A 22070-nucleotide genomic window follows, 5' to 3' on the forward strand; every position below is an offset into this window, starting at 1 on the left:
AAAGCTCACGGTTGTCACAATCGTGAGCTTTTTTAGTTTTGAACTTTCATAAAAACGCTATACTTCTGAATTAAACTTTTACCGAACACCAATTCTTAGCAAAATCTTGTAGTTAGATTACAAAAAAAGTGCGTTTAAATGATTTTCAGCAACTTTTGTGTAATTTTTTTTCATATATGGTTGGAATGTTGATTAAAATGGCTTTTAATAGCTACTAAATTAATTGTCCAATTCTATGCTGTTCAAAGAGTAAGGATGTAAGACCCATGGCCAACACATTAGAACAACTCAAACCTTTCACTACCATCGTTGCCGACACTGGCGATATTGAAGCCATAAAACGTTACCAGCCAGAAGACGCAACCACTAATCCGTCTCTTATTTTAAAAGCATCAGAAATCCCTGAGTACAGTGGCCTAATCGAAAACGCCATCAGCTGGGCTAAAAGCCAAAGTGATGATCTTGCACAGCAAATTGAAGATGCTGGGGACAAGCTTGCAGTTAATATCGGTTTAGAGATTTTAAAGATTGTTCCAGGCCGTATTTCTACCGAGGTTGATGCACGTCTATCTTTTGATAAAGAAGGCTCAATTGCTAAAGCTCATAAGCTAATCAAACTATACCAAGAAGCTGGTATTGATAAGTCTCGCATTCTAATTAAGCTTGCTTCAACTTGGGAAGGTATTTGCGCAGCAAAACAGCTTGAGCAAGAAGGTATCAACTGTAACCTAACCTTATTATTTAGCTTTGCACAGGCTCGTGCATGTGCTGAAGCGGGCGTATACCTGATCTCTCCTTTTGTTGGCCGTATCTTAGACTGGTATAAGAAGGACACAGGTCTTGAATATTCAGCTAGCGAAGATCCAGGCGTTGTTTCAGTAACAAGCATCTACAACTACTACAAGCGTCATGGCTTCAATACCGTAGTTATGGGCGCAAGCTTCCGTAACACTGGTGAGATCATTGAGCTAGCTGGTTGTGACCGTCTAACGATTGGTCCAGCACTTTTAGAAGAACTGCAAAACAGCACAACTCCTATTGTACAAAAGCTACTACCAGCCACTGAAGTTGTCGCTCCAGAAGCGGATATGACTGAAGCTCAGTTCCGTTGGGAATTTAATGAAGATGCAATGGCTGTAGAAAAGCTTGCAGAAGGCATTCGTAACTTCGCTATCGACCAAGGTAAGCTTGAAGTGATGCTAAAAAACAAACTTTCGTCTTAAAGGAATAGGACCACAAAATGACTGAACTCACTCAACAAGCCACATGGCAAGCATTAGCGCAGCACAGTAAAACACTGCCGCATATGCGTGAGCTATTTAGCACTGAACCACAGCGCTTTGACAATATGTCAGCCCAAGCTTGTGGATTGTTGCTCGATTACTCAAAAAACCGCGCTTCTAACGAGACATTATCTCTGTTGTTCAAGCTAGCTAAAGAAAGCCAGCTTGAATCAAAAATAAAAGCGATGTTTGCCGGCGATATCATCAACAATACCGAGCAAAGAGCTGTTCTTCATACCGCTCTGCGTGCTCCTGCAGATCAAGTAATAAATCTTGACGGCAATAACATTGTCGCTGAAGTGCAGCAAACATTGGCAAAAATGGGTGAGTTCGTTAGTTCAGTAACATCAGGTGATTGGCTTGGCTATACAGGCAAAACCATCACAGATGTTGTTAGCATTGGTATTGGCGGTTCTTTCTTAGGGCCTAAAATCGTATCGCAAGCACTACGTCCGTACTGGACTGGTAAGCTAAATTGTCATTTTGTTGCTAACGTTGATGGTACCTCAATTACTGAGAAGCTAAAAAATCTCGATCCACAAACGACTTTATTTGTGATGTCGTCTAAATCTTTTGGCACTCAAGAGACGTTAACCAACACGCTTACCGCCAAAGAGTGGTTTTTAAAGCAAGGTGCAACTCAAGCGGACGTTGCTAAACACTTTGTTGCTGTTAGCTCAAATGTTGAAAAAGCCACTGAGTTTGGTATCGACGCCAACAATATTTTCCCAATGTGGGATTGGGTTGGTGGGCGTTACTCGCTTTGGTCAGCTATTGGTTTACCTATTGCTCTGCTAATCGGCATGGATAATTTTCGAGAATTATTAGCCGGAGCTCATGCTATGGATGAGCATTTTGCCAATACACCGTTAGAGAACAATATGCCAGTTATTATGGGTCTATTCTCTCTTTGGTACGGCAATTTCTTTAACGCTCAGTCTCATGTGGTTCTGACTTACGATCATTACTTAAGAGGCTTACCAGCCTACTTCCAGCAACTTGATATGGAAAGTAATGGTAAATCTGTCACTCTAAATGGTACTGATGTCGATTACAGCACTGGACCGATTATCTGGGGCGGTGAAGGTACAAATGGTCAACACGCGTACCACCAGCTATTACACCAAGGTACAGCACTGATCCCTGCTGACTTTATTATGCCTTTAAATAGCCATAATCCTGTTGGAGAACATCATGTACAGCTTGCTTCAAACTGTTTTGGCCAAACTCAAGCTTTAATGCAAGGTAGAACGTTTGAAGAAGCATTAGCTGAACTAGCGAGCAGCCAGCTTAGCGATGATCAAAAACAGCTGATAGCTAAGCACAAAGTCATGCCGGGTAATAAGCCAAGCAATACCATTTTAATGGATAAATTAACTCCAGCGACATTAGGTTCACTTATTGCGCTTTATGAGCACAGAACCTTTGTTCAGGGCGCTATTTGGCAAATTAACTCTTTCGATCAATGGGGAGTTGAACTTGGTAAGCAGTTAGGCAACGATGTTCTAGACCGTCTCACAACAGATAAAAATGCTGACGAACTAGACTCATCAAGTAACAGTTTAATTAATCTGTTTAGGCAGGGAAAAATTTAAGCTTAAATCTCACCTTATGAGTTATCTTAAAAAAGCCAGTTTCGACTGGCTTTTTTGTTTTCTACAGTTAAGCATTCCAATCTTGTTATAAGTTATAACCATATCTCACTCCCTTGCTCTTAAACCAAAACATTAAAACTTCATCCTGATTTAACATTTTTGAAACATTTTAGTTGCACCATGAACAAAAATCATGCTATTTATTTGAAAACAAAATAAACCAGAGGAGGTTGCCATGAATCGACTTGATTATGGTAGTGCGCTAGATAGTATTGTTGAAAAGCCAAGCCGCTCGAGAAGCTCCAATAAAAAGCGGAAATGGCGTGAAATTGAAGTATTAAAAGAAAAGCACCGCTTACTTAAAGAACTTCAAGAAATGGACAACGGTTTTGATGGTGAGTTAGACAGCCTCCTTATGTAATTTTACATAACTCATAAAAAGAGCGCATTAGCGCTCTTTTTTGTTTTGCAGCCATTTCCCAGTATTAATGCCTGTCAGCATCCCTGATAGCGATATGTATCCTCTCAATGCTATTCAGTTGTAGCTAAATAATCCCTAAGCTCTTCAAATAACACTGCACCGTTTTCATTAAATAACGGATCATCAATTAACCGCTCATTACACATAGCAGTTACTGTCTGCCAGTCACTATCAGTAAAAGCCTCTTTCCATTTAGGAAAAACTGACGACTCTTCAAATTCCATGTGATTACGCTGTAACTGAACATAACTTTTGAGATCGAGCACAAGCTGCTCTTTAGATACGACGATGTCACTTAAAATGAGATTTAGGGTCGCCATCAGTGATGATGATGCATCACTTAGTGCTTCATGGTCTGCCAACAATGCTTCACCTGTAGGGTTCGATTGGAATTTGCTGCCATAAAACTCTGAAATAATATCTTCTAAAGGGTGATGGCTATGCTCAGCATAGCTTTGCATATACTCAACAATGTCACGTACTACGTTGTAATTAATCGGCTCACCAGCAGCGAGCTTAGTATATTTTGCAGATAAAACCGTAAGCAGTTTCGCGATATGCTTATGGTCGTGCATGAGTCTTGCTAGCATAGTTTTCTCCACCTTCATTCTCACCCACTACCTTTTATATTAGTAAAGCGTACAAAGAACACCCAACATAGCAGACAACTAAAACCCAGGTGAATGATACAGATCAAACTGATTTAAACTAGAAACAACCACTTACTACTGATGTGCAAACTTCTAAATAATTAACAAGGATAAATTGCTAATTCGCTCCAGCCACATGCGATAATGCATGACTATCGAAAAATAGCAGGAACAGAATAAATGCAACAAACCCATTTTATAGGTGCTCATGTTAGTGCCTCTGGAGGCATAGCCAACGCCCCACTCAACGCCGCCGCAATTGGCGCAAATGCATTTGCTCTATTCACTAAAAATCAACGCCGCTGGCAAGCAAAAGAGCTTGAAGCCGAACAAATACAACTATTTAGACAGCGCTGCGATGAAGCAAGTATCTCAATGGAAGCTATTTTGCCTCACGACAGCTACCTGATAAATTTAGGTCATCCAGATAACGAACTATTGCATAAATCACGATTAGCTTTTATTGATGAAATAAAGCGCTGTGAACAAATAGGCTTGAGCTTATTAAACTTCCACCCCGGCAGTCACTTGCGAAAAATCTCAATAGATGAGTGTCTTGCGCGGATCAGTGAATCAATAAACTTGGCGCTAGATTGCAGCTCAGGTGTAACTGCCGTAATTGAAAATACTGCAGGTCAAGGTTCCAATCTGGGCCATAGTTTTGAGCAATTAGCGCAAATCATTGATGGTGTGGAAGATAAGTCTCGAGTAGGCGTCTGTATCGATACTTGTCACCTTTTTGCCGCTGGCTACGATATAAGAACCAATGATACCTGCAATCAAACTTTAGATTTGTTTGATAAAGTCGTTGGTAACCAATACCTAAAGGCTATGCATTTAAATGATAGTAAAACGCCGTTAAATAGCCGTGTTGATAGACATCAATCTCTAGGGCAAGGCGAAATCGGTCAGCAAGCGTTTGCTAGCTTAATGAAGCTAGAAGTCATGCAAGGGATCCCACTGATTTTAGAGACGGTGCAGCCAGAGATCTGGCGAGAAGAGATAAACTGGTTACGTTATTTAGCTAAGCAATAAATGGCAACTGTTAAGTAAATCTATGTGCATTTAGCGCCATTATCTTATGGCGCTGATACATCACTTAAGCACAAGACGGCAGAAAAGCGCTACATTAAACACTTATAGACAACCGCAACCACTTTGGTTGGCTCGCCAAGATCTGATTGTAACCAAACGATATGAGTGCCTTTAAGCTCCTCACCTTGCTTAATAGCGCTTAGTCTTGCATCAGCTAGTGCATTATCGCCACGGCCAAATCCAGTAACCATAGCAAAGCTATCACAATGTGTTACTTCAAAGTCGTAAGCTTCGTTTATTCGGTGATATAGCTCAATATCTTCAGTTGCGCAGCCCGCTAGCAGACTGACACATAAAACCCCCACAATAAAACGAAACACTGTCACGACTCCAATTTAAAAAGAGTCGCGCACGATATAAAAAATACCAACTGCAATTAGTGATACGGATCACACAAGAAAAGCCTAGCCGCTCACATTTGGTTACCCATGTTAATGAACATGACTAAGCATCAATAGCTTGCAACTACAGCTAAAAACCACCTGTATATTTAAATGAATAGCCACAAATCCACAACAAAAAAAAGGAAGCATTAACAGCTTCCATTTTTAGTAACATTGTCGATTTATGCCGCTAAGATCTTAAATAAATGCGTTTTCAACTGCTGAAAATCATCTGCCAATTCGGCCGATAAAATCGCTTTTGGTACCACTCGGGCTAATGCTTCTGGCAAAGGTAACTCGATTTGTAAAATATCTTCTACCGCTTCATTAAACTTAGCTGGATGCGCTGTGGCTAAGAAGATCCCTTTTTCATCACCAGCCATAGTTTGTTTAAGCGCTAGTGCAGCAATCGCGGCATGTGGCTCAGATAGGTAGCCAGCACAATTTAATGCTTTTACCGACTCGCTAGTGTCACCTTCAGACACACCTAAACCGATGATCTCATCAAGTGACCAATTCATAGCCGTAACAATTGCTTCAACTCTAGGCCAATTACTAGGCTCGGCAACGTCCATTGCGTTAGACATAGTTGCCACCGTTGGCTCAGGCAACCACTCGCCATTACCTAAATAGCGCGGAACCGTATCATTACTATTGGTTGCAGCAACAAAACGCTTAACAGGCAAGCCCATAGCCTTAGCGAAAAGGCCCGCTGTCAGGTTACCAAAGTTACCACTTGGTACAGCTATCACAGGATCACTATCATTTTGCTGTTTAAACTGGGCAACGGCTTCAAAGTAATAACAGATTTGTGCAAGAAGTCGGCTGATATTAATTGAGTTTGCCGAGTTTAAATGCAAACCATCACGAATATCTAAATCTTCAAAAGACTGCTTCACTAATGTTTGGCAAGCATCAAAGTCAGACTGGACGGCCACAGTATGAATATTGTCGCCTAAGGTAGTGAACATCTTTTCCTGCAGAACACTAATCTTGCCTTTTGGATAAAGCACAACAACATTAATATTGTCTAAACCATAAAACGCATCAGCCACCGCAGCGCCAGTATCACCAGAGGTTGCAGTCAAAATATTAATCTTTTCTGACTTAGCTAACTCATTTAAACATTGAGCCATAAAGCGTGCACCAAAGTCTTTAAACGCTAATGTCGGCCCGTGGAATAACTCAAGGCTATACAGGTTTTCATCAGCTTTAACCAATGGCAACTCGAAGTTAAATGCACGCTCTACTAATCTGTCTACGGTATCTTGCCCAAGTTCTGAGGCTAACCAAGCACCGATCACTTTTTTGCTTCTTTCAACAAATGGTAGTGCTAGTAAGCTATCAATATCCTGTAGCTGCGGGATCTGCTTTGGAAAAAACAATCCCCTGTCTTTACCTAAGCCAAGTTTTACCGCTTCAGTAAAGCTAACGACCTGCGATGGATGTTTTAGGTTATATAACTGCATGACGACTTCCCTTAATTCTATTTTTAATCTTTTCTATCTAACTTGAGCGCGGTTAACCAAGGATGCGAGAGCCATCGGTATCAATACGGCAGATATGAGAAAATCCTTTGCTTTGCGCTATATAGTTGCTGTTTAGCCATTGCTGTGCCTGATTGGCTATAGCAAGATCATCAGTGACGCTAAATAAAGTGGGGCCACTGCCAGAGATCCCTGTCGTTAGCATACCAAGTTGTTGTAATGCATCTTTTGCCGATAAGAAGTTAGGGATCTCTGCTGCGCGATACGGCTCAGCAAGTACATCCTTTAATACCGCAATCGCTAATTCTGCGTCTTGCTTATAAGAAGCATGCACAAACGCGCTCAAGTAGCGGCCAAAATCAATGGTTGTTTGCTTATCAAACTGCTCTGGCATCAGTTGGCGCATTTTAGCCGTTGATAACGAAATGCCTGGATATGCCACAACCCAATACCATTGCTTAAAATCTGGGATCGCTTCACAAACAGAGTTAGGCGTATCTAACATTAATTGCATGCCGCCTAAGTAACAAGGTGCCACATTGTCGTAATGCACAGAGCCGCTGATCTTGCCCTCAAATTCTCCCATTAAGCGCAGTAACTCTTGCTGGTTAAAAGGCTTGTCAAAATATTCATTTAGCGCCATTAATGCAGCTACAACCGAGCTAGCGCTAGAACCAAGTCCACTTCCTACAGGTAAGTTTTTCTCAAGTGTTAACGCTAAGCCAGCTTCTTTATTTAAATGCGCTAAGAAGAACTCTGCACATTGATACACGATATTCTCTTGCGGATTTGGTGGCAGTTTATCTGCCCAGTGACCCGCTAACGCTAACGAAATGCCGCTTTCAGCCGCAGCCACTGTGACTTTATCGCCCAGTAAGCTGCCATCAATTGGCGCAAGTGCTGCACCAAGCAGATCAAAACCGACACCGACATTGCCCATTGATGCTGGGGCATAAATTGTTACGCTCATACACCCACCTCACGAGTCCAATTGAGAGTTCTTAGAATATCCGCAAACGCACCAGCAGCAGTTACGTCAGTACCTGCGCCGTAGCCACGTAATACAAATGGAATAGGCTGATAATAACGGCTATAGAAAGCGAGTGCGTTTTCACCACCTTTAACACTGTAGAGAGGGTCGGTTGCATCAACTTCGGCAATTTTAACCTTACAGCCTTGCTCATCAATTTGACCAACATAACGCAGTACTTTACCCGCTGCTTTAGCGGCTTCAACACGCTGAGCAATCTCAGCATCAAGCTTTGGTAAATTTGCCATAAAGGCATCAACATCACCGGATGCATCAAATGACTCAGGTAATACAGGCTCTACATGGATATCACTAAGCTCTAACTCCATGCCTACTTCACGAGCAAGGATCAATACTTTACGCGCGACGTCCATACCACTTAAATCATCTCGAGGGTCTGGCTCAGTAAAACACTTTTCTCTTGCGATTGATGTCGCTTCAGATAGCGTCATCCCTTCATCTAACATGCCGAAAATATAAGAAAGACTACCTGACAAAATACCGTTAAAGCGCAGTAACTTGTCACCAGCAAACAGAAGCTTCTTCAAGTTATCGATAACCGGTAAACCCGCGCCAACTGTTGTCTCATACAAGAACTGACGACGCTGCTTAAGGGCGGTTATTCTTAAATCTTGGTAGTAAGCCATATCACGAGTGTTGGCCTTCTTATTTGGCGTAACCACGTGTAGGCCAGCGTTCATCACATCAAGGTATTTATTTGAGACAAATTCACTTGAAGTACAATCAACCAGTACAGGGTTTAGCAATTGCTGCTCTTTAGCCCACACCAACATGGCATCAAGATCAGCTTCTTGCTCACAATCAGCTAGTAAGCCTTGCCAGTTAGCCAAATCAATTCCTTGTGCATCTAGCAGCATTTTTCTTGAGTTAACTACGCCACAAACACGAATACTAATGTGTTGCTCTTTAAGCATGTCGCACTGCTGTTTAATCTGCTCTAGTAGACCTGCACCGACGTTACCGCTGCCAACTAAAAACACATCTAAATAGTGCTGTACATCGAAAAATGACTGGTGACATGCGGCAATTGCATGCTTAGTTTTACGCTGCTCGACAACAGCAGAAATAGAACGCTCTGACGAGCCCTGTGCAATCGCCACAATGTTGACTGTTGCTTGAGCAAGCGCTTGGAAAAACTTCGCTGCAACACCTTTATGAGTGCGCATGCCATCACCAATTAACGACACAATCGCTAAGTTATGACGGGTTTCAATGGGTTCAAGGATCTCACTCTTAAGCTCAAGCTCAAACTCTTGCTCTAGAGCATACTTTGCCCGCACCGCGTCTTCAGTCGCGACACAAAAACTGATGCTGTACTCAGATGAACTTTGGGTAATTAAAGACACTGATACCCCAGAGCGTGAAATGGCGCCAAGTGTGCGGCTTGCCATGCCCACCATACCTTTCATGCCAGGGCCCGACACATCAAACATTGTTTGATCATCTAGATTAGAAATCGCCTTAACGCTTAAGCCGGTTTCATCAGGCTGATCTGAGACTAGAGTACCAACAGCTTCAGGGTTAAAGGTGTTACGGATATAGCAAGGGATATGATATTGCGCAATTGGCGCGACAGTTTTAGGATGCAGCACCTTAGCGCCAAAATAAGAGACTTCCATCGCCTCTTGGTAGCTAAGTTGCGATAACAACTTCGCATCGGCCACTACACGTGGATCTGTGTTGTAAACACCGTCAACATCGGTCCAGATCTCACAGCAACTTGCATCTAAGCAAGCTGATAGTACAGCAGCAGAGTAATCTGAGCCGTTACGGCCTAAAGTCACTACGTTGCCGTTTACATCACCTGCAGTAAAGCCAGGCATAACCCAAACATCTACCGCAGATAAATCTAATGCGCTAAATCTAAGTTTACTCGCTTCAATATCTACAGCCGACTCAAGGCGAGGACCATAGCCCACAAGCAGAGACTCAGGAACTAAGATATCGGCGCTATGGTTAAGCGATTTAATCACTTCAACCATGAGTGCTGACGACAGTTTTTCACCACCAACCAGAATATGTGCCTCAACGCTTTCAGGGCACTCGCCAAGCAAGCTCATGCCTTCGAGTTTACTTTGCCAATCACTAAGCTGCAGTTGAAGCTTTTTGCTTAATAATTGATTTTGTTCAGCAGCTAAACTGCTCGCTGCCGCGTCATATAAATGATTAAAAACCAGCTCTACTTTTGCCAATACCGCGGCGTAATCGCCACCGTTTACAGCAGCAGATACCATTTCAATCAAACCATTTGTGACTGTTGCAGGCGCAGACAGAACAACTGCAGTCGGCTCTGAATTCGCAGACTGATGTACAATTTCTGCAGCGACTTGAAAACGCTGCCAATTGGCAAGAGATGTACCGCCAAACTTCATAACTTTCATTGTAAACTCCTTTTACCGCGCCCACCCAAGAAACAAAAAAGCCCGCTCCTTTTGGGGGAGCGGGCTTGATATTTTACTTATATCAGGTTGTGCTTAGCCCGCCCCCACGTTAGTAATCGTGGTGGTTGTAATAATGGTGGTGTTCATTAAAACGTGGCTAAACATAAAATTAGGTATTATCCAATTGGATTAATTTGTGTACTAACAGAATTGCCTTTTACTGGGGCGCTGTCAACCCCTAAATTTAACTAAATTGTTATTATTGAGGCTATTAGAAAAAAAAGTAGCAAAAGTGTCATAAACGCTTGTTTATAAGCTTTTACTGACTAATTATATCAATGATTATTGATTTACGTTAACGTAAACTAAAACCAACTCAACATTAAAACCAATATAAAACAAAAGCTTATATAGAGTAAAAATATTAGATAAGTAGCATCGATAGCTAAAGCATAATATTAAGCTGCAAAACCTTCCAACAGCATATTCTCAACAATTTGCCATAAAGCTAATTAACAAGCTGTTAAGAAACCTTTATCCAAATAAAAATGCACAAAATATAAAGATAAGATCTATAACGAATAAAACTTGTACGACTAAAGCATATTTACAACCAATAAAGATGTGGCTTAGGTAGCATAAGTGCACTCATCCTATCGCCAATAGTGTTAAAGCAGGCTAGAATGCGCGCAAATTTCCGATTGGAGCGAATATGAAAATCACCGAAAAATGTGCTGTTAGCATCCATTACCGATTATCAGATGCAAAAGGTCAGCTTGTAGAAAGTTCTTTTGAAGGCGAACCAATGATCTATCTGCATGGTGCAGAAAACATGATCCCTGGCTTAGAAGCTGCTCTAGAAGGTAAAGTACAAGGTGACACCCTTGATGTGACTGTAGATGCAGAGCAAGGCTACGGTGCTTACCATGATGGTCTTCGTCAAGAAGTTCCTCTATCTGCGTTTGGCGACATTGAAGACATCGTTCCTGGTATGCGTTTTATCGCTGAAACAGAGATGGGCCAGCGTCCAGTTCAAGTCACTGAAGTTAAAGATGACGTTGTCGTTGTTGACGGTAACCACCCATTAGCGGGTCAATCTTTAGTATTCAATGTTGAAGTACTTGAAGTACGTGCAGCAACTGAAGAAGAGATCGCACATGGTCATATTCACGCACACGGCGGCGGATGTGGCGGCCATGACCACGGTCATGAAGGCGGATGTTGTGGCGGCGGACACGATCACGGCCATGAAGGTGGTTGCTGTAGTGGCGAGCATAAGCACGAAGGCGGATGCTGCAGCGAAGACGAGACTAAAGAAGCTAAAGAAGCTAAAGAAGGCTGTGACGGTAACGGCGGCTGCGGTTGCAGACACTAAGTCTAACCCTATAGCACTTAATAACGCTTAACTTTGTTACTAGTGCTTTAGAATGAATTTTAGCCCGTTTCATTGCTTGCAATGAAACGGGCTTTTTTATGCTCTAAACTAGCTTGCTATATGAGCTGGATTATACCAATCAGTATACGACAAGATTTGTTTTAGACACTTTTTGCAAAGGAACTGCAAATGTTATCAAAACCTATATATGAAGCGTTACCCTATGGCTATTTGCTACTTGGTGGTCTAGCAATCAGCTTACTCGATTCAGCTGTAGCGCAAAGTGCCGGGATTGTGCTTTTTCTAACTGGCAGTAAAATCTATTCTCTACGCTCAAACAATCGCCGCACAGATCTTAAAAGCCGTCGTAAAAAGGGCATTATGCCGCGTTTTATCTACGAGCATATGCCAGCGCTGTATTTACTCGGCGCACTGCTAATTTTAAAGATTGAATCCACTCATAGCCCAGTTATTAGCTTAGTACTGGTAAGCTATGCAGCCTATTTGGCACTTAGGCGCAGCCAATACCGTAAGCATAAAATTGTAAAAGTAGAGATAGCTTCCTAGCAAGAGTCATCAGACCCTAAATCATTGCTAGCGCCTTTCAAAGCAAACATATTTACTAAGTCATGATTAATTGCTTAATTTCAGCTCTTTGACTTTCAGGCATGTGCTTTAAATAATTGGAGCAGCGAGTAATAGTCGCAATACTAATTTGAAACTCCTGCGCAATCTGGCGCTGACTCATTTCACCTTGTAATAGCATTTGAAATACCTTCAACCTGCCAGCAACAGCGCTACGCTCCTCCTCGGTAAGCAGTAGCTCAAATAACACGATCAAGCTTTGCTGATCCGGTTGCATTAACACCTTCTCTAATACTGAATCCCACTCTGCGCGCATCTTATCTCCTATTGACAAATAATCACGTACTAGTGCGTCATTACAACATGATTGTAGCAAGAATAACGTGCCAATACACTTTAGATAAATCATTAGGCTTTGCTAAATATCACTCATTTGTAACTAAGAGTAACTATTATGAAAAACGATTGGTGCAGATAGGATAAAACTATATACAATGGCACCAGAACGGATCACATAACACAATAAAAACGTGAGAAATAACCATGAAAAAAATTGCAAAGATGAGCCTTATCGCACTAGCAGCAACTGCAACATTCGCAACCAGTGTTTACGCAAATAACTTTAAAGAAGCTGAAGACGCCGTGCATTACCGTCAATCAGCTTTTAGCATGATTGCCTATAACTTTGGTGATATGGGTGCCATGTTAAAAGGTAAGAAAGAATTTAACGCTGAAGTATTTGCTATGCGTGCAGACAATGTCGCTGCGCTATCTAAGCTGCCACTAGAGGGCTTTATCGCTGGTTCTGATAAAGGCGACACAGAAGCACTTGCTAAAGTTTGGACAGACAAAGCTGATTTTGACGCCAAGATGAAAACCTTCCAAGAAAATGCGGCAGTGCTGGCGCAAGTTGCAGCTAAAGGCGATAAAAGAGAACTTAAAAAAGCTTTTGGCAATACAGGTAAAAGCTGTAAAGGCTGTCACGACGTATATAAGAAAGACTAACTAGTCTTTCTGCCAAAAAAAGCCTGTTTAAATAAACAGGCTTTTTTTGTAAATGTTATACCTTACCTAAAGCATATCAATCACAGGTAGCATTAAGTAATTCACAACAAGAGCGCCAATCACAGCCGCAATAACAACAGCTTTAATAACAGAAGCAAAGGCAAGGTCATCAGCGTTTACTCCAGCAACCTTTGACTCAGGTAGCTTCTTATAACCGCTAAACATAGCCCCAAGAATTTTATCACCTTTAATCATATGCACCCCAACCGCTAATACGTGTACTGCCGCTAAGATTAATATCAAATCAAAATTCTTTTTATGTAACCATGTAAGCCAACTTGCGGTATCAGAGCTAACCAATCCATAAAGTGGGCCTTCAGTAAAGATCTCATCTGTAGCAAATAACCCCGTGCCTAATTGCACACAAATAAGGGTAATTAAAGTCACAACCATATAGCCACCAACAGGGTTGTGACCAAGCGATGTTGAAATCCCTTCGCGCTTCGTTTTGCCAAGGTAGTTCAAAACCGTTTTTGGCGAACGAACAAAGTGGCTAAACTTTGCAGTATCACTGCCAATAAATCCCCAAATCAGTCTGACGCCAATCAGCACCATTAACCCGTAAGCTAGAATCTGATGCCATTCCATTTCACCGGCATCTGCGGTCCACCACAATCCTGCCAGCAAGCACAGCATCCCCCAATGGAAAACGCGTGTTGGGATATCCCACACTTTAACTTTGACTAGATTTTGTTCCATGTTCAGCCACTCTTAGTAATTAATTTTGGTTTGCGGCTACATTATAAAGCGGGAAATAAGGAAGAGCTATGGGGTTATTTACACAGATATTTTTGAAGATAACAATAAAGTAGAAGCAACTTATCTAATCCAATATGACTCGATTTTTATGGGTTTTCAAGGAAATTTGGGCGGTTATTGTCTATATTTGTCTAAGTGATCAAATAAAAAGCGAACAGTTTAAAAGAGCCAACAAAACGTGATTTAGATCACGACTTTTGATCCTGAGATTGGTAGTCTGAATTCAAGGAAACAACAAAAGGTTCGACATATGATAAAGATTACTAGCAAGCACTTTGAAGTTACTGAATCTATCCGCGAACGCATTGAAGCCAGACTTGGCAAATTAGCTAGACACGATGTGCAGCTAATTAATCCACACATTATTCTTGAACAGGAGAAGCAAGGTTTTAAGATTGAAGCTTCTGTCGGCATCCCAAGTGCCAAACTATTTGCCCAGGCGAAACACGACGACCTTTACGCAGCAATTAATGCAATGGGACAAAAGCTGGAGAAACAGCTAAATCGCCTGACTCATAAACCTGAAAGTCAACGTCACGCAACACTTAAAATAGAAGATGAAGCAATTGATGACGACTTCGATGATAACTTAGAGGAGGAATACGCAGCTTGATATCATTGTTAAATTTACACGCAAAGCGCACCCTCGGGTGCGCTTTTTAATGCAAAAAACTCAATTAGCCCAAGTTTTGATTGACACTCAACGCCCTCACCTTTAGTTTTAATCCCATGAACAAAATCCATACTGTATTTTTTATTTTCTTTTTTATGCCCCCCACCCACGGAGGCGGAATTTCGGTGTAAAAACGAAAGTGAAAATTCCAAAGCCTCCCACATGGGAGGCTTTTTTATGCAGAAAAAGCAATAAAACCTTATGGAACTTATATATGAGTTCTTGTTATTCGGCATAAAATGAACAGTTGTGTAAAAGCTCAAAGACTAACGATAATCACTATCGATTTTAAGACCTATTTTTGAATTAGCGCGCAGAGACAGAGGCCAAGATGAACAAACCACAACCTTTAAATCACACACGTGAACAGATCACCAGTCTCGATAATGAATTACTGGCGCTACTCGCAAGAAGAAGAGAGTTAAGCCTAGATGTCGCTCGTAGTAAAGAAGTCGATGTCCGTCCTATTCGCGATACCACTCGCGAAAAAGAGTTGCTGTCTAGGTTAGTTAAACAAGGTCGCGAACAAGGACTCGATGCCCACTATGTGATCTCGCTTTATCAAAGCATTATTGAAGACTCGGTACTTAACCAGCAAGCTTACTTACATGGGCGCGCCAATCCTGAAACCCAGAAGCAGCAATATTGCATCGCCTATTTAGGTGCCAGAGGCTCATATTCTTATCTAGCGGCCAGCCGTTACTGCGATAGACGCCAAGTGGAAATGCAAGATTTAGGTTGTCAAAGCTTTGATGAAATCGTGAGCGCCGTTGAGTCAGGCCATGCCGATTATGGTTTTTTACCTATAGAAAACACCTCTTCAGGCTCAATCAATGAAGTCTATGACGTGTTACAACACACCAGCCTAGCCATTGTCGGTGAAACCACCATTGAGGTAGGTCACTGTCTACTCGCCAATAGCGGCAGCACAATCAACGACATCAAAACCGTATATGCTCACCCGCAACCAATTAGCCAATGTAGCCGTTATTTAAGCCAGCATGGTGAGTTTAAATTAGAGTATTGCTCTAGTAGCGCTGAGGCAATGGAAAAGGTGTGTAACGCCAATGACAATAGCGTTGCTGCAATTGGAAGCGCGGAGGGCGGTGCACTTTATCAACTAGAAGCAGTTGAGTCAGGGCTTGCCAATCAAAAAATTAACCAAAGCCGTTTTATTGTGGTTGCTAGAAAAGCTGTTGAAGTGCCATCACAACTACCAGCCAAATGCACCCTTATTATGGCAACAGGGCAAAAACCCGGCGCACTAGTTGAAGCTTTGTTAGTACTAAAAGCACGTAATCTAAACATGAGTAAGCTTGAATCTCGGCCGATCCCAGGCACGCCATGGGAAGAGATGTTCTACCTTGATATTGACGCGAATCTTGCTAGTGAACCAATGCAAGCCGCGCTTAAAGAGTTAGAAAAAACCACCCGCTTCATTAAAGTGCTAGGTTGCTACCCTTGTGAGACGGTTAAGCCGACTCAACTAAGCAGTAGCCAATTAATGATTGAGCCTAATACTTCAAAAGCCACTATCGTACAGGCAACTACTCAAACAAAAGAGCAACGCGTTAGTAAGCAATATAAAGCACAGCCAAGCCAAGTACTATGTGGGCAACTCAGCCTTGGAAATGGTCATATTGGCGCGCTAGCTCAGGTTCAGCTACCCATAGAGCTACCACAGTTTGAACAGATGGCGAAAGAGCTTAAAGAATCAGGTTTTCAGGCTGTTGTAATTCAAGGGCTCAGTCAACAAAGTGATCTGATAAGCTCAATTGACAACTTTAAAAATGCCCTCGTCCAGTTTGACTTAGTGTGTATTTTAGCCATTGAGCACGAAACAGACTTAACCATTGCAACGCAGTTTGCCGACATGGTCATGCTGTCAGGCAACTTAATGTATAACCAAGCCATACTGACTCAATTGGGCTCGTTACTTATCCCGGTCATTCTAGAGCGTAATGCTATGGCAAGTGTTGATGACTTACTTAATGCTGCAGAAGAAGTGCTAAGCCAAGGCAATCAGCAACTGGCTTTGTGTGAGTCAGGTGTAACCACTTTAAATAACTCAGGTAAGCCATCATTAGACTTAGCCGCCTTAGTTGAGCTAAAAGCCTTAAGCCACTTACCGGTTGTGGTAAATCCTAGTTACGCCATTGATGCAGAACAATTGCCAACATTTGCCAAAGCGATTAAACAGCTAAAAGGTGATGGAGTAATGATGAACCTAAATGCTATCGAATCAGGTAGCCTGGGGCAATCTGATGAACTCGTCAAAACGGTTCTGAGTAACTTGTATCACTAACTAAACTGACAAAAAGCAAATAGTCTTAAGGTTTACGCTGGGCTTCATGCTCAGCGTTACTTTTATCTATTAAACTCGGGATTGTGGTGCCTTGCACTAAGATTGAAAACACCACCACAGCGTACGTCATCACCATCAGCAGCTCACGTAAATCAATATTACTCCCCGATATAATCATCACTCCTGCGGGCAAACTCATCGCCATAGCCAGAGCCAAACCGCCGCGCAGCCCGCCCCAAACTAATATTTTCTCTGCGTATGAGTTGTAGTGTCTAAAGCGTCGAAACCCAATATACGGTAGGTAAATACTTAGCGTGCGACCAATAAGCACAATTGGCACAGCCAGCAACATAAACCACCATAGCTCGGCATCAAAATGTATCAACAGCAACAGTAGACCAAGTAACAAGAACAATAAGGAATTAAAGAACGACTCAATCAACAACCAAAAGCTTTCCAAATGCCCCCATTCAGACTCTGCTAACAATTTGGGCACACTGACATTACCAATGATAATACCTGATGCCACCATGGCTAATGGGCCTGATACGCCAAGCATATCGGCCCCGACATAACCTGCGCTAGGGATCAATAAAGTCATTAATAGGTATTGGGTTCGCTCTTCTGAAAAGTGCAGCATGCCATGAAGTATGGCTGCTAATATTCCGCCATAAAGTAATCCGCCTAGCGCTTCTCTAATAAACAAGCCACTGACACCAGCAACAGTTAACGGCTCTGTTGAAAATGCCACTTGCGAAATAGCGACAAAAATCACCAGGCCGATACCGTCATTAAATAATGATTCGCCTTCAACTTGAATAGCAATATCTTCTGGCGCGCCCAACTGCTTAATTATCGCAAGTACCGCAATCGGATCTGTCGGTGAGATAAGCGCCCCAAACAGCAGGCAATAACTAAAGTTAAGCTGCAAACCTAAAAAACCTGATAGCAGATATAATAAAGCGCCGATAATGGCTGTTGATACTAATGTACCGATAAAGGCAAGCACAAAAATCTCCCACCTTTGTTGCTTCAATACATTAAGCTTAATTTGCAAAGCACCAGCAAAAAGTAAAAAGCCCAACATGCCATTTAGCAGAAGGGCTTTAAAATCAAGTTGTTCAAGATCGGTAACTAAGGTTGAGTAAACTGACACACCAAAGATTTTACCTGCTGCGAGGATAATTAAACTTAAACCAAGCGCCAATGCGGTAATGGTGATGGTCTGCTGCCAACGATGTAGCCGTGAAGAAATTAACGAGATCACTAAAGAAAGCGCAGATAAAAGGCAAAGGATTTCGTAGCTTGTCACAGGCAGCTCTCAGTCAAATAAAACAGCTAAGGAAAAGTTAAATAGTTCGACCTTCAATCAGGCTAAGCCAGCCTTTGAATACTCGGCCACTAAACCACACTGCTGCCGCCACATACAAAGTTGTACTAAGCCATTGTGTGTTAATTAGGTAGGCAACAAACATCACAGCAAACATGCCAATCAGCGACCAGCGCTGCCAACGTAAATGTGATGCAATAAGGCTATTTGGCTGCGGTGCTGATTCAGACTTTGACTGTGTACTTGATAAAGACAGCCACTGGGATTGAGGCTGATAAATATTGATAAGCAGACTAAGCGCTGCGGGAACGAGAAAAAGCGGGAAACAAGCCATCATGCCATACAGCAAGTGAGCTAGGCTTTTATCTTCCAATGCTAGCGGTTGAGAATGTAATGTCGATGCCATACGCCACTCCATAGAGACACATTATCTAAGACGATTAAAGACAGGCGCAAATCCTTCAAGGCCTGTCTTTAACCTTACTTTCTCAATCTAAGTTACGCAACTTTACAAGCTGATTTATTAAAGGTTTCTTTTAATCGACTCAGATAGCTCAAGTTGTTAGCAGCAGCTATTAGCTTCAGTTGTTAACTATAGCTCGAGGCTTACATCTGACTTTAACTTAGTTGAACAAGCCAATACGTAACCGGCAGCAATTTGATCAGCTGTTAATGTCATTTGGCTTGAAGATTCAACTTCGCCCTCTAACACTTTGCACTTGCAGGCGCCGCACACGCCTGAGCGACAGGCGGCAATAATCGGTAAGCCTTCAGCTTCAATGCCGTCCAGCAGTGTTTGCTCAGCAGATAAGGGGCGATTTCTGTCAGCAACACTCAGCATAAAGCCATTCGTTTCTACACTATTATTTTGAGTCTGTACTTGAGCTGCATTGAGTTCTGCACTATCGCCTTTAAAGCTACCAAAGCTCTCTTGATGAAACTTGCTCATATCAAAGTCTAATGACTCAAGTAATGCCTTAACAGCTTTCATATAAGGCTCTGGACCGCAGACAAATACAGTACGGGTTTTAAAATCTGGCACTAAACGCGCAAGGTTTTCAGCGTTCAAACGCCCGGCTTGTTTGTCGGTAAACTTAGCGCTCGCTCCAACATTAGCGAATATGCCAAGCTCTTCCAAAATATAGTTGAGCTTAAAATCAGCACTACGCTCAGCCATCTGCGCGATAGCGGATTCAAAAATCAGATCTTTGTTGGACTTTGCGCTGTGTAAAAAGCTGATATCTGGTCCCATTTCGGTATCAGTTAACCAGCGTGACATTGAGTACATAGGTGTAATGCCGCAGCCCGCGCTCAAAAACAGGTATTTCTGGGCAGTAATATCCACCAAGTTAAACGCGCCATCAGGCCCCAAAGCGCGCACAACATGCCCGACTTCAAGGTGATCAGCCAGGTAGTTAGATACCTTGCCGCCAGCAATTCGCTTCACCGTTAATACAATCGAATAAGGACGTGAAGGTGAAGAGCTAATGGTATAACTGCGGCCAATTTTCTCGCCGTTAATTTCAAGTAACAGCGTCAAGAACTGCCCCGGTTTAAAATGAAACTTAACAGGTTGTGTGCCTTGGAAGCGAAAGCTCATCACGTCATGAGTTTCATTCCACTTTTCAACACAAACTAACTGATGCTCACCCGATTGCCACTGCTGGGCAGAAAATGGATCTGGCATAGAAACCTGACTACTGATTGCTACATTCATACGACACCTACCTATCACACATTAAAGCGAACAAACTTTAAAACTAAAAAATGGCCACACTCTGGTGACCATTCTTGACTTAACTTTCACCCAATTAGTTAACGCTACGCGACGTTAAGCACGCGGTTTAAATCAGCTTCAACTGTGGTGGTGTTACGCAGACCAAACTTCTCTTCTAGCACTTTAGCTAGATTAGGCGTTAAGAATGCTGGCGCTGTTGGGCCTGTCATGATGTCTTTCACACCCAGAGACAATAGCGTTAGCAGTACCACAATCGCTTTTTGCTCAAACCAAGAAAGGACTAACGTAAGTGGCAATTCATTGATGTCACACTCGAACGCTTCAGAAAGCGCAATCGCAAGCTGAATAGCCGAGTAAGCATCGTTACACTGACCAATATCCAATAGACGTGGAATACCATTAATGTCACCAAACTCAAGCTTGTTGAACTTATACTTACCACAACCTAGGGTTAGAATAACTGAGTCAGCCGGTGCTTGAGTCGCGATATCAGTGAAATAGCCACGCTCTTGCTTATCACCGTCACAACCGCCTACCAAGAAGAAATGCTTGATTGCACCACTCTTCACATTTTCAATTACGGTAGGAGCCGCTGCCATTAGCGCATTACGAGCAAAACCTATGGTGATTAGATGGGGGATCTCATCATAGATAAAGCCTTCTAAAGACTCAGCTTTAGCAATCACTTCGCTAAAATCATCACCAATAATATGAGTCACACCAGGCCAGCCAACAATGCTACGAGTAAAGATACGGTCTGAATAGTCACCAACATTTGGGTCGATGATACAGTTAGATGTCATCACTACCGCGCCAGGGAATGTGGCAAATTCTTTTTGCTGGTTTTGCCAAGCGCTGCCGTAGTTACCCACTAAGTGTGGGTACTTTTTAAGTTCAGGGTAAGCCAGTGCAGGCAGCATCTCACCGTGAGTGAAGACGTTGATGTCTTTACCTTGGGTTTGCTCAAGGATCAGCTCTAAATCTTTCATGTCGTGACCCGACACTAAAATCGCCTTACCTTTAACAGACTTAGTATTAACTTGAGTAGGTTCTGGGTGACCAAATGCATGAGTCTCACCTTCATCAAGCATGGCCATTACGCGGTAGTTAAGCTGACCAATCTGCATAGCAGTGTTAAATAGCTTGTCTGCATCAACTGAGTCTTCGCCAAGAAACGCCATGATCTGGTGGAATTCACCAGCCACTTCATCGCTAGTTTGCTCAAGCACACGAGCGTGCTCCATATAAGCTGCAGCGCCTTTAAGGCCGTATAAACAAAGCAAACGTAAACCCATGATATCTTCATGGACCTCATCTTTGCCGCGATTAGGCACAGCTTGTAGAGCTTGAGATAGCATTTCAGGCTTAGTCGCACCTAGTACCAATTGCATAGGCGCATTCATTGGTTTAGCTTGGATATTGAGCTCGCTGCACTTAGCTTCATAAGCCGCTTTTAAGCGATTACGGAAGGTTTCAGCTTGAGTGGTGTAAGCGATAATACGCTCATCATCAAAATTCACATTGGTTAGTGTCGCAAAGAATGCTTTAGGCACGAAGGTATCAATCTCATGATCAACAATACCTACTTCACGAGCAAGGGCTGCGTATGAAGATACGCCTTGTAAGATATAAATAAGAAGATCTTGTAAGTCTGAAGTATCTGAAGACTTACCGCACATACCTTGCGTGTAACTACAGCCATTACCCGCAGGTGTTCTAATTGTTTGCTCACATTGAATACAAAACACGACACTAACTCCTATAATTTAATCATGCATTTTATTTACATGTTTTAAGATTAGTCTACGCTTCTTGAAAATTTGCAAAAGGACTT

21 protein-coding genes and 1 other annotated feature are annotated in these 22070 nt (G+C 42.4%); of the genes, 9 read left to right on the forward strand and 12 right to left on the reverse strand.

Annotated features, from left to right (window positions below; translation table 11 throughout):
* Positions 1-266: 266 nt before the first annotated feature.
* The 3 genes from tal (at position 267) to MSG37_RS01940 (ending at position 3299) form a co-directional block, all read left to right on the forward strand.
* Positions 267-1223, forward strand: a complete 957-nt coding sequence (gene tal / locus MSG37_RS01930) for a transaldolase (protein ID WP_248468872.1) — start codon at positions 267-269, stop codon at positions 1221-1223.
* A gap of 17 nt (positions 1224-1240) precedes the next feature.
* Positions 1241-2878 carry a glucose-6-phosphate isomerase gene (gene pgi, locus MSG37_RS01935; RefSeq protein ID WP_248468873.1) on the forward strand — a complete coding sequence of 546 codons (1638 nt, stop codon included), beginning with the start codon at positions 1241-1243 and terminating at the stop codon, positions 2876-2878.
* Positions 2879-3113: 235 nt separating this feature from the next.
* Entirely contained in the window at positions 3114-3299 is a 186-nt protein-coding gene (locus MSG37_RS01940) for a DUF3545 family protein (protein ID WP_220781052.1), read from the forward strand.
* Positions 3300-3409: 110 nt separating this feature from the next.
* Here MSG37_RS01940 and MSG37_RS01945 read toward each other — a convergent pair whose 3' ends face one another.
* A complete protein-coding gene (locus tag MSG37_RS01945; protein ID WP_248468874.1) occupies positions 3410-3949 on the reverse strand; it encodes a hemerythrin domain-containing protein in 540 nt (179 codons plus the stop codon).
* Positions 3950-4189: 240 nt separating this feature from the next.
* On the opposite strand from MSG37_RS01945, the gene nfo reads away from it, so the two are divergent.
* Positions 4190-5044 carry a deoxyribonuclease IV gene (gene nfo / locus MSG37_RS01950; RefSeq protein WP_248468875.1) on the forward strand — a complete coding sequence of 285 codons (855 nt, stop codon included), beginning with the start codon at positions 4190-4192 and terminating at the stop codon, positions 5042-5044.
* Positions 5045-5133: 89 nt separating this feature from the next.
* On the opposite strand, the gene MSG37_RS01955 is transcribed toward nfo, so the two are convergent.
* From MSG37_RS01955 to thrA, 4 genes are all read right to left on the reverse strand, one after another.
* Positions 5134-5424, reverse strand: a complete 291-nt coding sequence (locus MSG37_RS01955; RefSeq protein ID WP_248468876.1) for a hypothetical protein — start codon at positions 5422-5424, stop codon at positions 5134-5136.
* A 245-nt stretch (positions 5425-5669) separates the two neighbouring features.
* On the reverse strand, positions 5670-6956 hold the full coding sequence (thrC, locus tag MSG37_RS01960; RefSeq protein ID WP_248468877.1) for a threonine synthase: 1287 nt from the start codon (positions 6954-6956) through the stop codon (positions 5670-5672).
* A 52-nt stretch (positions 6957-7008) separates the two neighbouring features.
* Positions 7009-7944 (reverse strand): homoserine kinase, encoded by a 936-nt coding sequence (gene thrB / locus MSG37_RS01965; RefSeq protein ID WP_248468878.1) that lies wholly within the window; start codon positions 7942-7944, stop codon positions 7009-7011.
* Positions 7941-10406, reverse strand: coding sequence for a bifunctional aspartate kinase/homoserine dehydrogenase I (gene thrA / locus MSG37_RS01970; RefSeq protein ID WP_248468879.1), 2466 nt, complete (start codon positions 10404-10406; stop codon positions 7941-7943). Before thrA ends, thrB begins: the two co-directional genes overlap by 4 nt.
* Positions 10407-11118: 712 nt before the next feature.
* On the opposite strand from thrA, the gene slyD reads away from it, so the two are divergent.
* Positions 11119-11781: a peptidylprolyl isomerase gene (slyD, locus tag MSG37_RS01975; protein ID WP_248468880.1), complete on the forward strand. Its 663-nt coding sequence runs from the start codon at positions 11119-11121 to the stop codon at positions 11779-11781.
* Between the two features lie 189 nt (positions 11782-11970).
* Entirely contained in the window at positions 11971-12348 is a 378-nt protein-coding gene (locus tag MSG37_RS01980) for a hypothetical protein (RefSeq protein ID WP_248468881.1), read from the forward strand.
* Positions 12349-12403: 55 nt separating this feature from the next.
* Here MSG37_RS01980 and trpR read toward each other — a convergent pair whose 3' ends face one another.
* A complete protein-coding gene (trpR, locus tag MSG37_RS01985; RefSeq protein ID WP_248468882.1) occupies positions 12404-12682 on the reverse strand; it encodes a trp operon repressor in 279 nt (92 codons plus the stop codon).
* A gap of 227 nt (positions 12683-12909) precedes the next feature.
* On the opposite strand from trpR, the gene MSG37_RS01990 reads away from it, so the two are divergent.
* A complete protein-coding gene (locus MSG37_RS01990) occupies positions 12910-13371 on the forward strand; it encodes a cytochrome c (RefSeq protein WP_248468883.1) in 462 nt (153 codons plus the stop codon).
* 66 nt (positions 13372-13437) lie between these two features.
* On the opposite strand, the gene MSG37_RS01995 is transcribed toward MSG37_RS01990, so the two are convergent.
* Positions 13438-14130: a cytochrome b/b6 domain-containing protein gene (locus MSG37_RS01995; protein WP_248468884.1), complete on the reverse strand. Its 693-nt coding sequence runs from the start codon at positions 14128-14130 to the stop codon at positions 13438-13440.
* A gap of 310 nt (positions 14131-14440) precedes the next feature.
* On the opposite strand from MSG37_RS01995, the gene raiA reads away from it, so the two are divergent.
* A complete protein-coding gene (gene raiA / locus MSG37_RS02000) occupies positions 14441-14803 on the forward strand; it encodes a ribosome-associated translation inhibitor RaiA (protein WP_248468885.1) in 363 nt (120 codons plus the stop codon).
* A 14-nt stretch (positions 14804-14817) separates the two neighbouring features.
* On the opposite strand, the gene MSG37_RS02005 is transcribed toward raiA, so the two are convergent.
* Complete coding sequence (locus MSG37_RS02005) at positions 14818-15027, reverse strand: hypothetical protein (protein WP_248468886.1); 210 nt, start codon at positions 15025-15027, stop codon at positions 14818-14820.
* Positions 14925-15043, forward strand: a sequence feature (Phe leader region). It overlaps the preceding gene by 103 nt.
* Positions 15044-15194: 151 nt before the next feature.
* Between MSG37_RS02005 and MSG37_RS02010 the strand changes: the two genes are divergently transcribed.
* Positions 15195-17168: a chorismate mutase gene (locus MSG37_RS02010; protein ID WP_248468887.1), complete on the forward strand. Its 1974-nt coding sequence runs from the start codon at positions 15195-15197 to the stop codon at positions 17166-17168.
* Positions 17169-17193: 25 nt separating this feature from the next.
* Here the strand turns inward: MSG37_RS02010 and MSG37_RS02015 are convergent, their stop codons facing one another.
* From MSG37_RS02015 to hcp, 4 genes are all read right to left on the reverse strand, one after another.
* Positions 17194-18480, reverse strand: a complete 1287-nt coding sequence (locus MSG37_RS02015; RefSeq protein ID WP_248468888.1) for a sodium:proton antiporter — start codon at positions 18478-18480, stop codon at positions 17194-17196.
* Between the two features lie 37 nt (positions 18481-18517).
* Positions 18518-18904 (reverse strand): hypothetical protein, encoded by a 387-nt coding sequence (locus tag MSG37_RS02020; RefSeq protein ID WP_248468889.1) that lies wholly within the window; start codon positions 18902-18904, stop codon positions 18518-18520.
* A 186-nt stretch (positions 18905-19090) separates the two neighbouring features.
* Positions 19091-20215: a hybrid-cluster NAD(P)-dependent oxidoreductase gene (locus MSG37_RS02025; RefSeq protein WP_248468890.1), complete on the reverse strand. Its 1125-nt coding sequence runs from the start codon at positions 20213-20215 to the stop codon at positions 19091-19093.
* Between the two features lie 104 nt (positions 20216-20319).
* The gene (hcp, locus tag MSG37_RS02030) at positions 20320-21984 is read right to left on the reverse strand and encodes a hydroxylamine reductase (RefSeq protein WP_248468891.1); all 1665 of its coding nucleotides are present in this window, start codon (positions 21982-21984) and stop codon (positions 20320-20322) included.
* Between the last annotated feature and the right edge of the window lie 86 nt (positions 21985-22070).

This window comes from Shewanella sp. 1CM18E (genome assembly GCF_023161665.1).
GTDB lineage: Bacteria > Pseudomonadota > Gammaproteobacteria > Enterobacterales > Shewanellaceae > Shewanella.

Excerpts from the sequence above, each read along its gene's own strand:
- tal (WP_248468872.1), top strand. The coding sequence starts at position 267 with ATGGCCAACACATTAGAACAACTCAAACCTTTCACTACCATCGTTGCC.
- MSG37_RS02020 (WP_248468889.1), bottom strand. The coding sequence starts at position 18,904 with ATGGCATCGACATTACATTCTCAACCGCTAGCATTGGAAGATAAAAGC.
- MSG37_RS01940 (WP_220781052.1), top strand. The coding sequence starts at position 3,114 with ATGAATCGACTTGATTATGGTAGTGCGCTAGATAGTATTGTTGAAAAG.
- thrB (WP_248468878.1), bottom strand. The coding sequence starts at position 7,944 with ATGAGCGTAACAATTTATGCCCCAGCATCAATGGGCAATGTCGGTGTC.
- MSG37_RS01945 (WP_248468874.1), bottom strand. The coding sequence starts at position 3,949 with ATGCTAGCAAGACTCATGCACGACCATAAGCATATCGCGAAACTGCTT.
- MSG37_RS01990 (WP_248468883.1), top strand. The coding sequence starts at position 12,910 with ATGAAAAAAATTGCAAAGATGAGCCTTATCGCACTAGCAGCAACTGCA.
- MSG37_RS02005 (WP_248468886.1), bottom strand. The coding sequence starts at position 15,027 with ATGTGGGAGGCTTTGGAATTTTCACTTTCGTTTTTACACCGAAATTCC.
- thrA (WP_248468879.1), bottom strand. The coding sequence starts at position 10,406 with ATGAAAGTTATGAAGTTTGGCGGTACATCTCTTGCCAATTGGCAGCGT.
- trpR (WP_248468882.1), bottom strand. The coding sequence starts at position 12,682 with ATGCGCGCAGAGTGGGATTCAGTATTAGAGAAGGTGTTAATGCAACCG.
- MSG37_RS01980 (WP_248468881.1), top strand. The coding sequence starts at position 11,971 with ATGTTATCAAAACCTATATATGAAGCGTTACCCTATGGCTATTTGCTA.
- raiA (WP_248468885.1), top strand. The coding sequence starts at position 14,441 with ATGATAAAGATTACTAGCAAGCACTTTGAAGTTACTGAATCTATCCGC.
- slyD (WP_248468880.1), top strand. The coding sequence starts at position 11,119 with ATGAAAATCACCGAAAAATGTGCTGTTAGCATCCATTACCGATTATCA.
- pgi (WP_248468873.1), top strand. The coding sequence starts at position 1,241 with ATGACTGAACTCACTCAACAAGCCACATGGCAAGCATTAGCGCAGCAC.
- MSG37_RS02025 (WP_248468890.1), bottom strand. The coding sequence starts at position 20,215 with ATGAATGTAGCAATCAGTAGTCAGGTTTCTATGCCAGATCCATTTTCT.
- MSG37_RS01995 (WP_248468884.1), bottom strand. The coding sequence starts at position 14,130 with ATGGAACAAAATCTAGTCAAAGTTAAAGTGTGGGATATCCCAACACGC.
- nfo (WP_248468875.1), top strand. The coding sequence starts at position 4,190 with ATGCAACAAACCCATTTTATAGGTGCTCATGTTAGTGCCTCTGGAGGC.
- MSG37_RS02010 (WP_248468887.1), top strand. The coding sequence starts at position 15,195 with ATGAACAAACCACAACCTTTAAATCACACACGTGAACAGATCACCAGT.
- thrC (WP_248468877.1), bottom strand. The coding sequence starts at position 6,956 with ATGCAGTTATATAACCTAAAACATCCATCGCAGGTCGTTAGCTTTACT.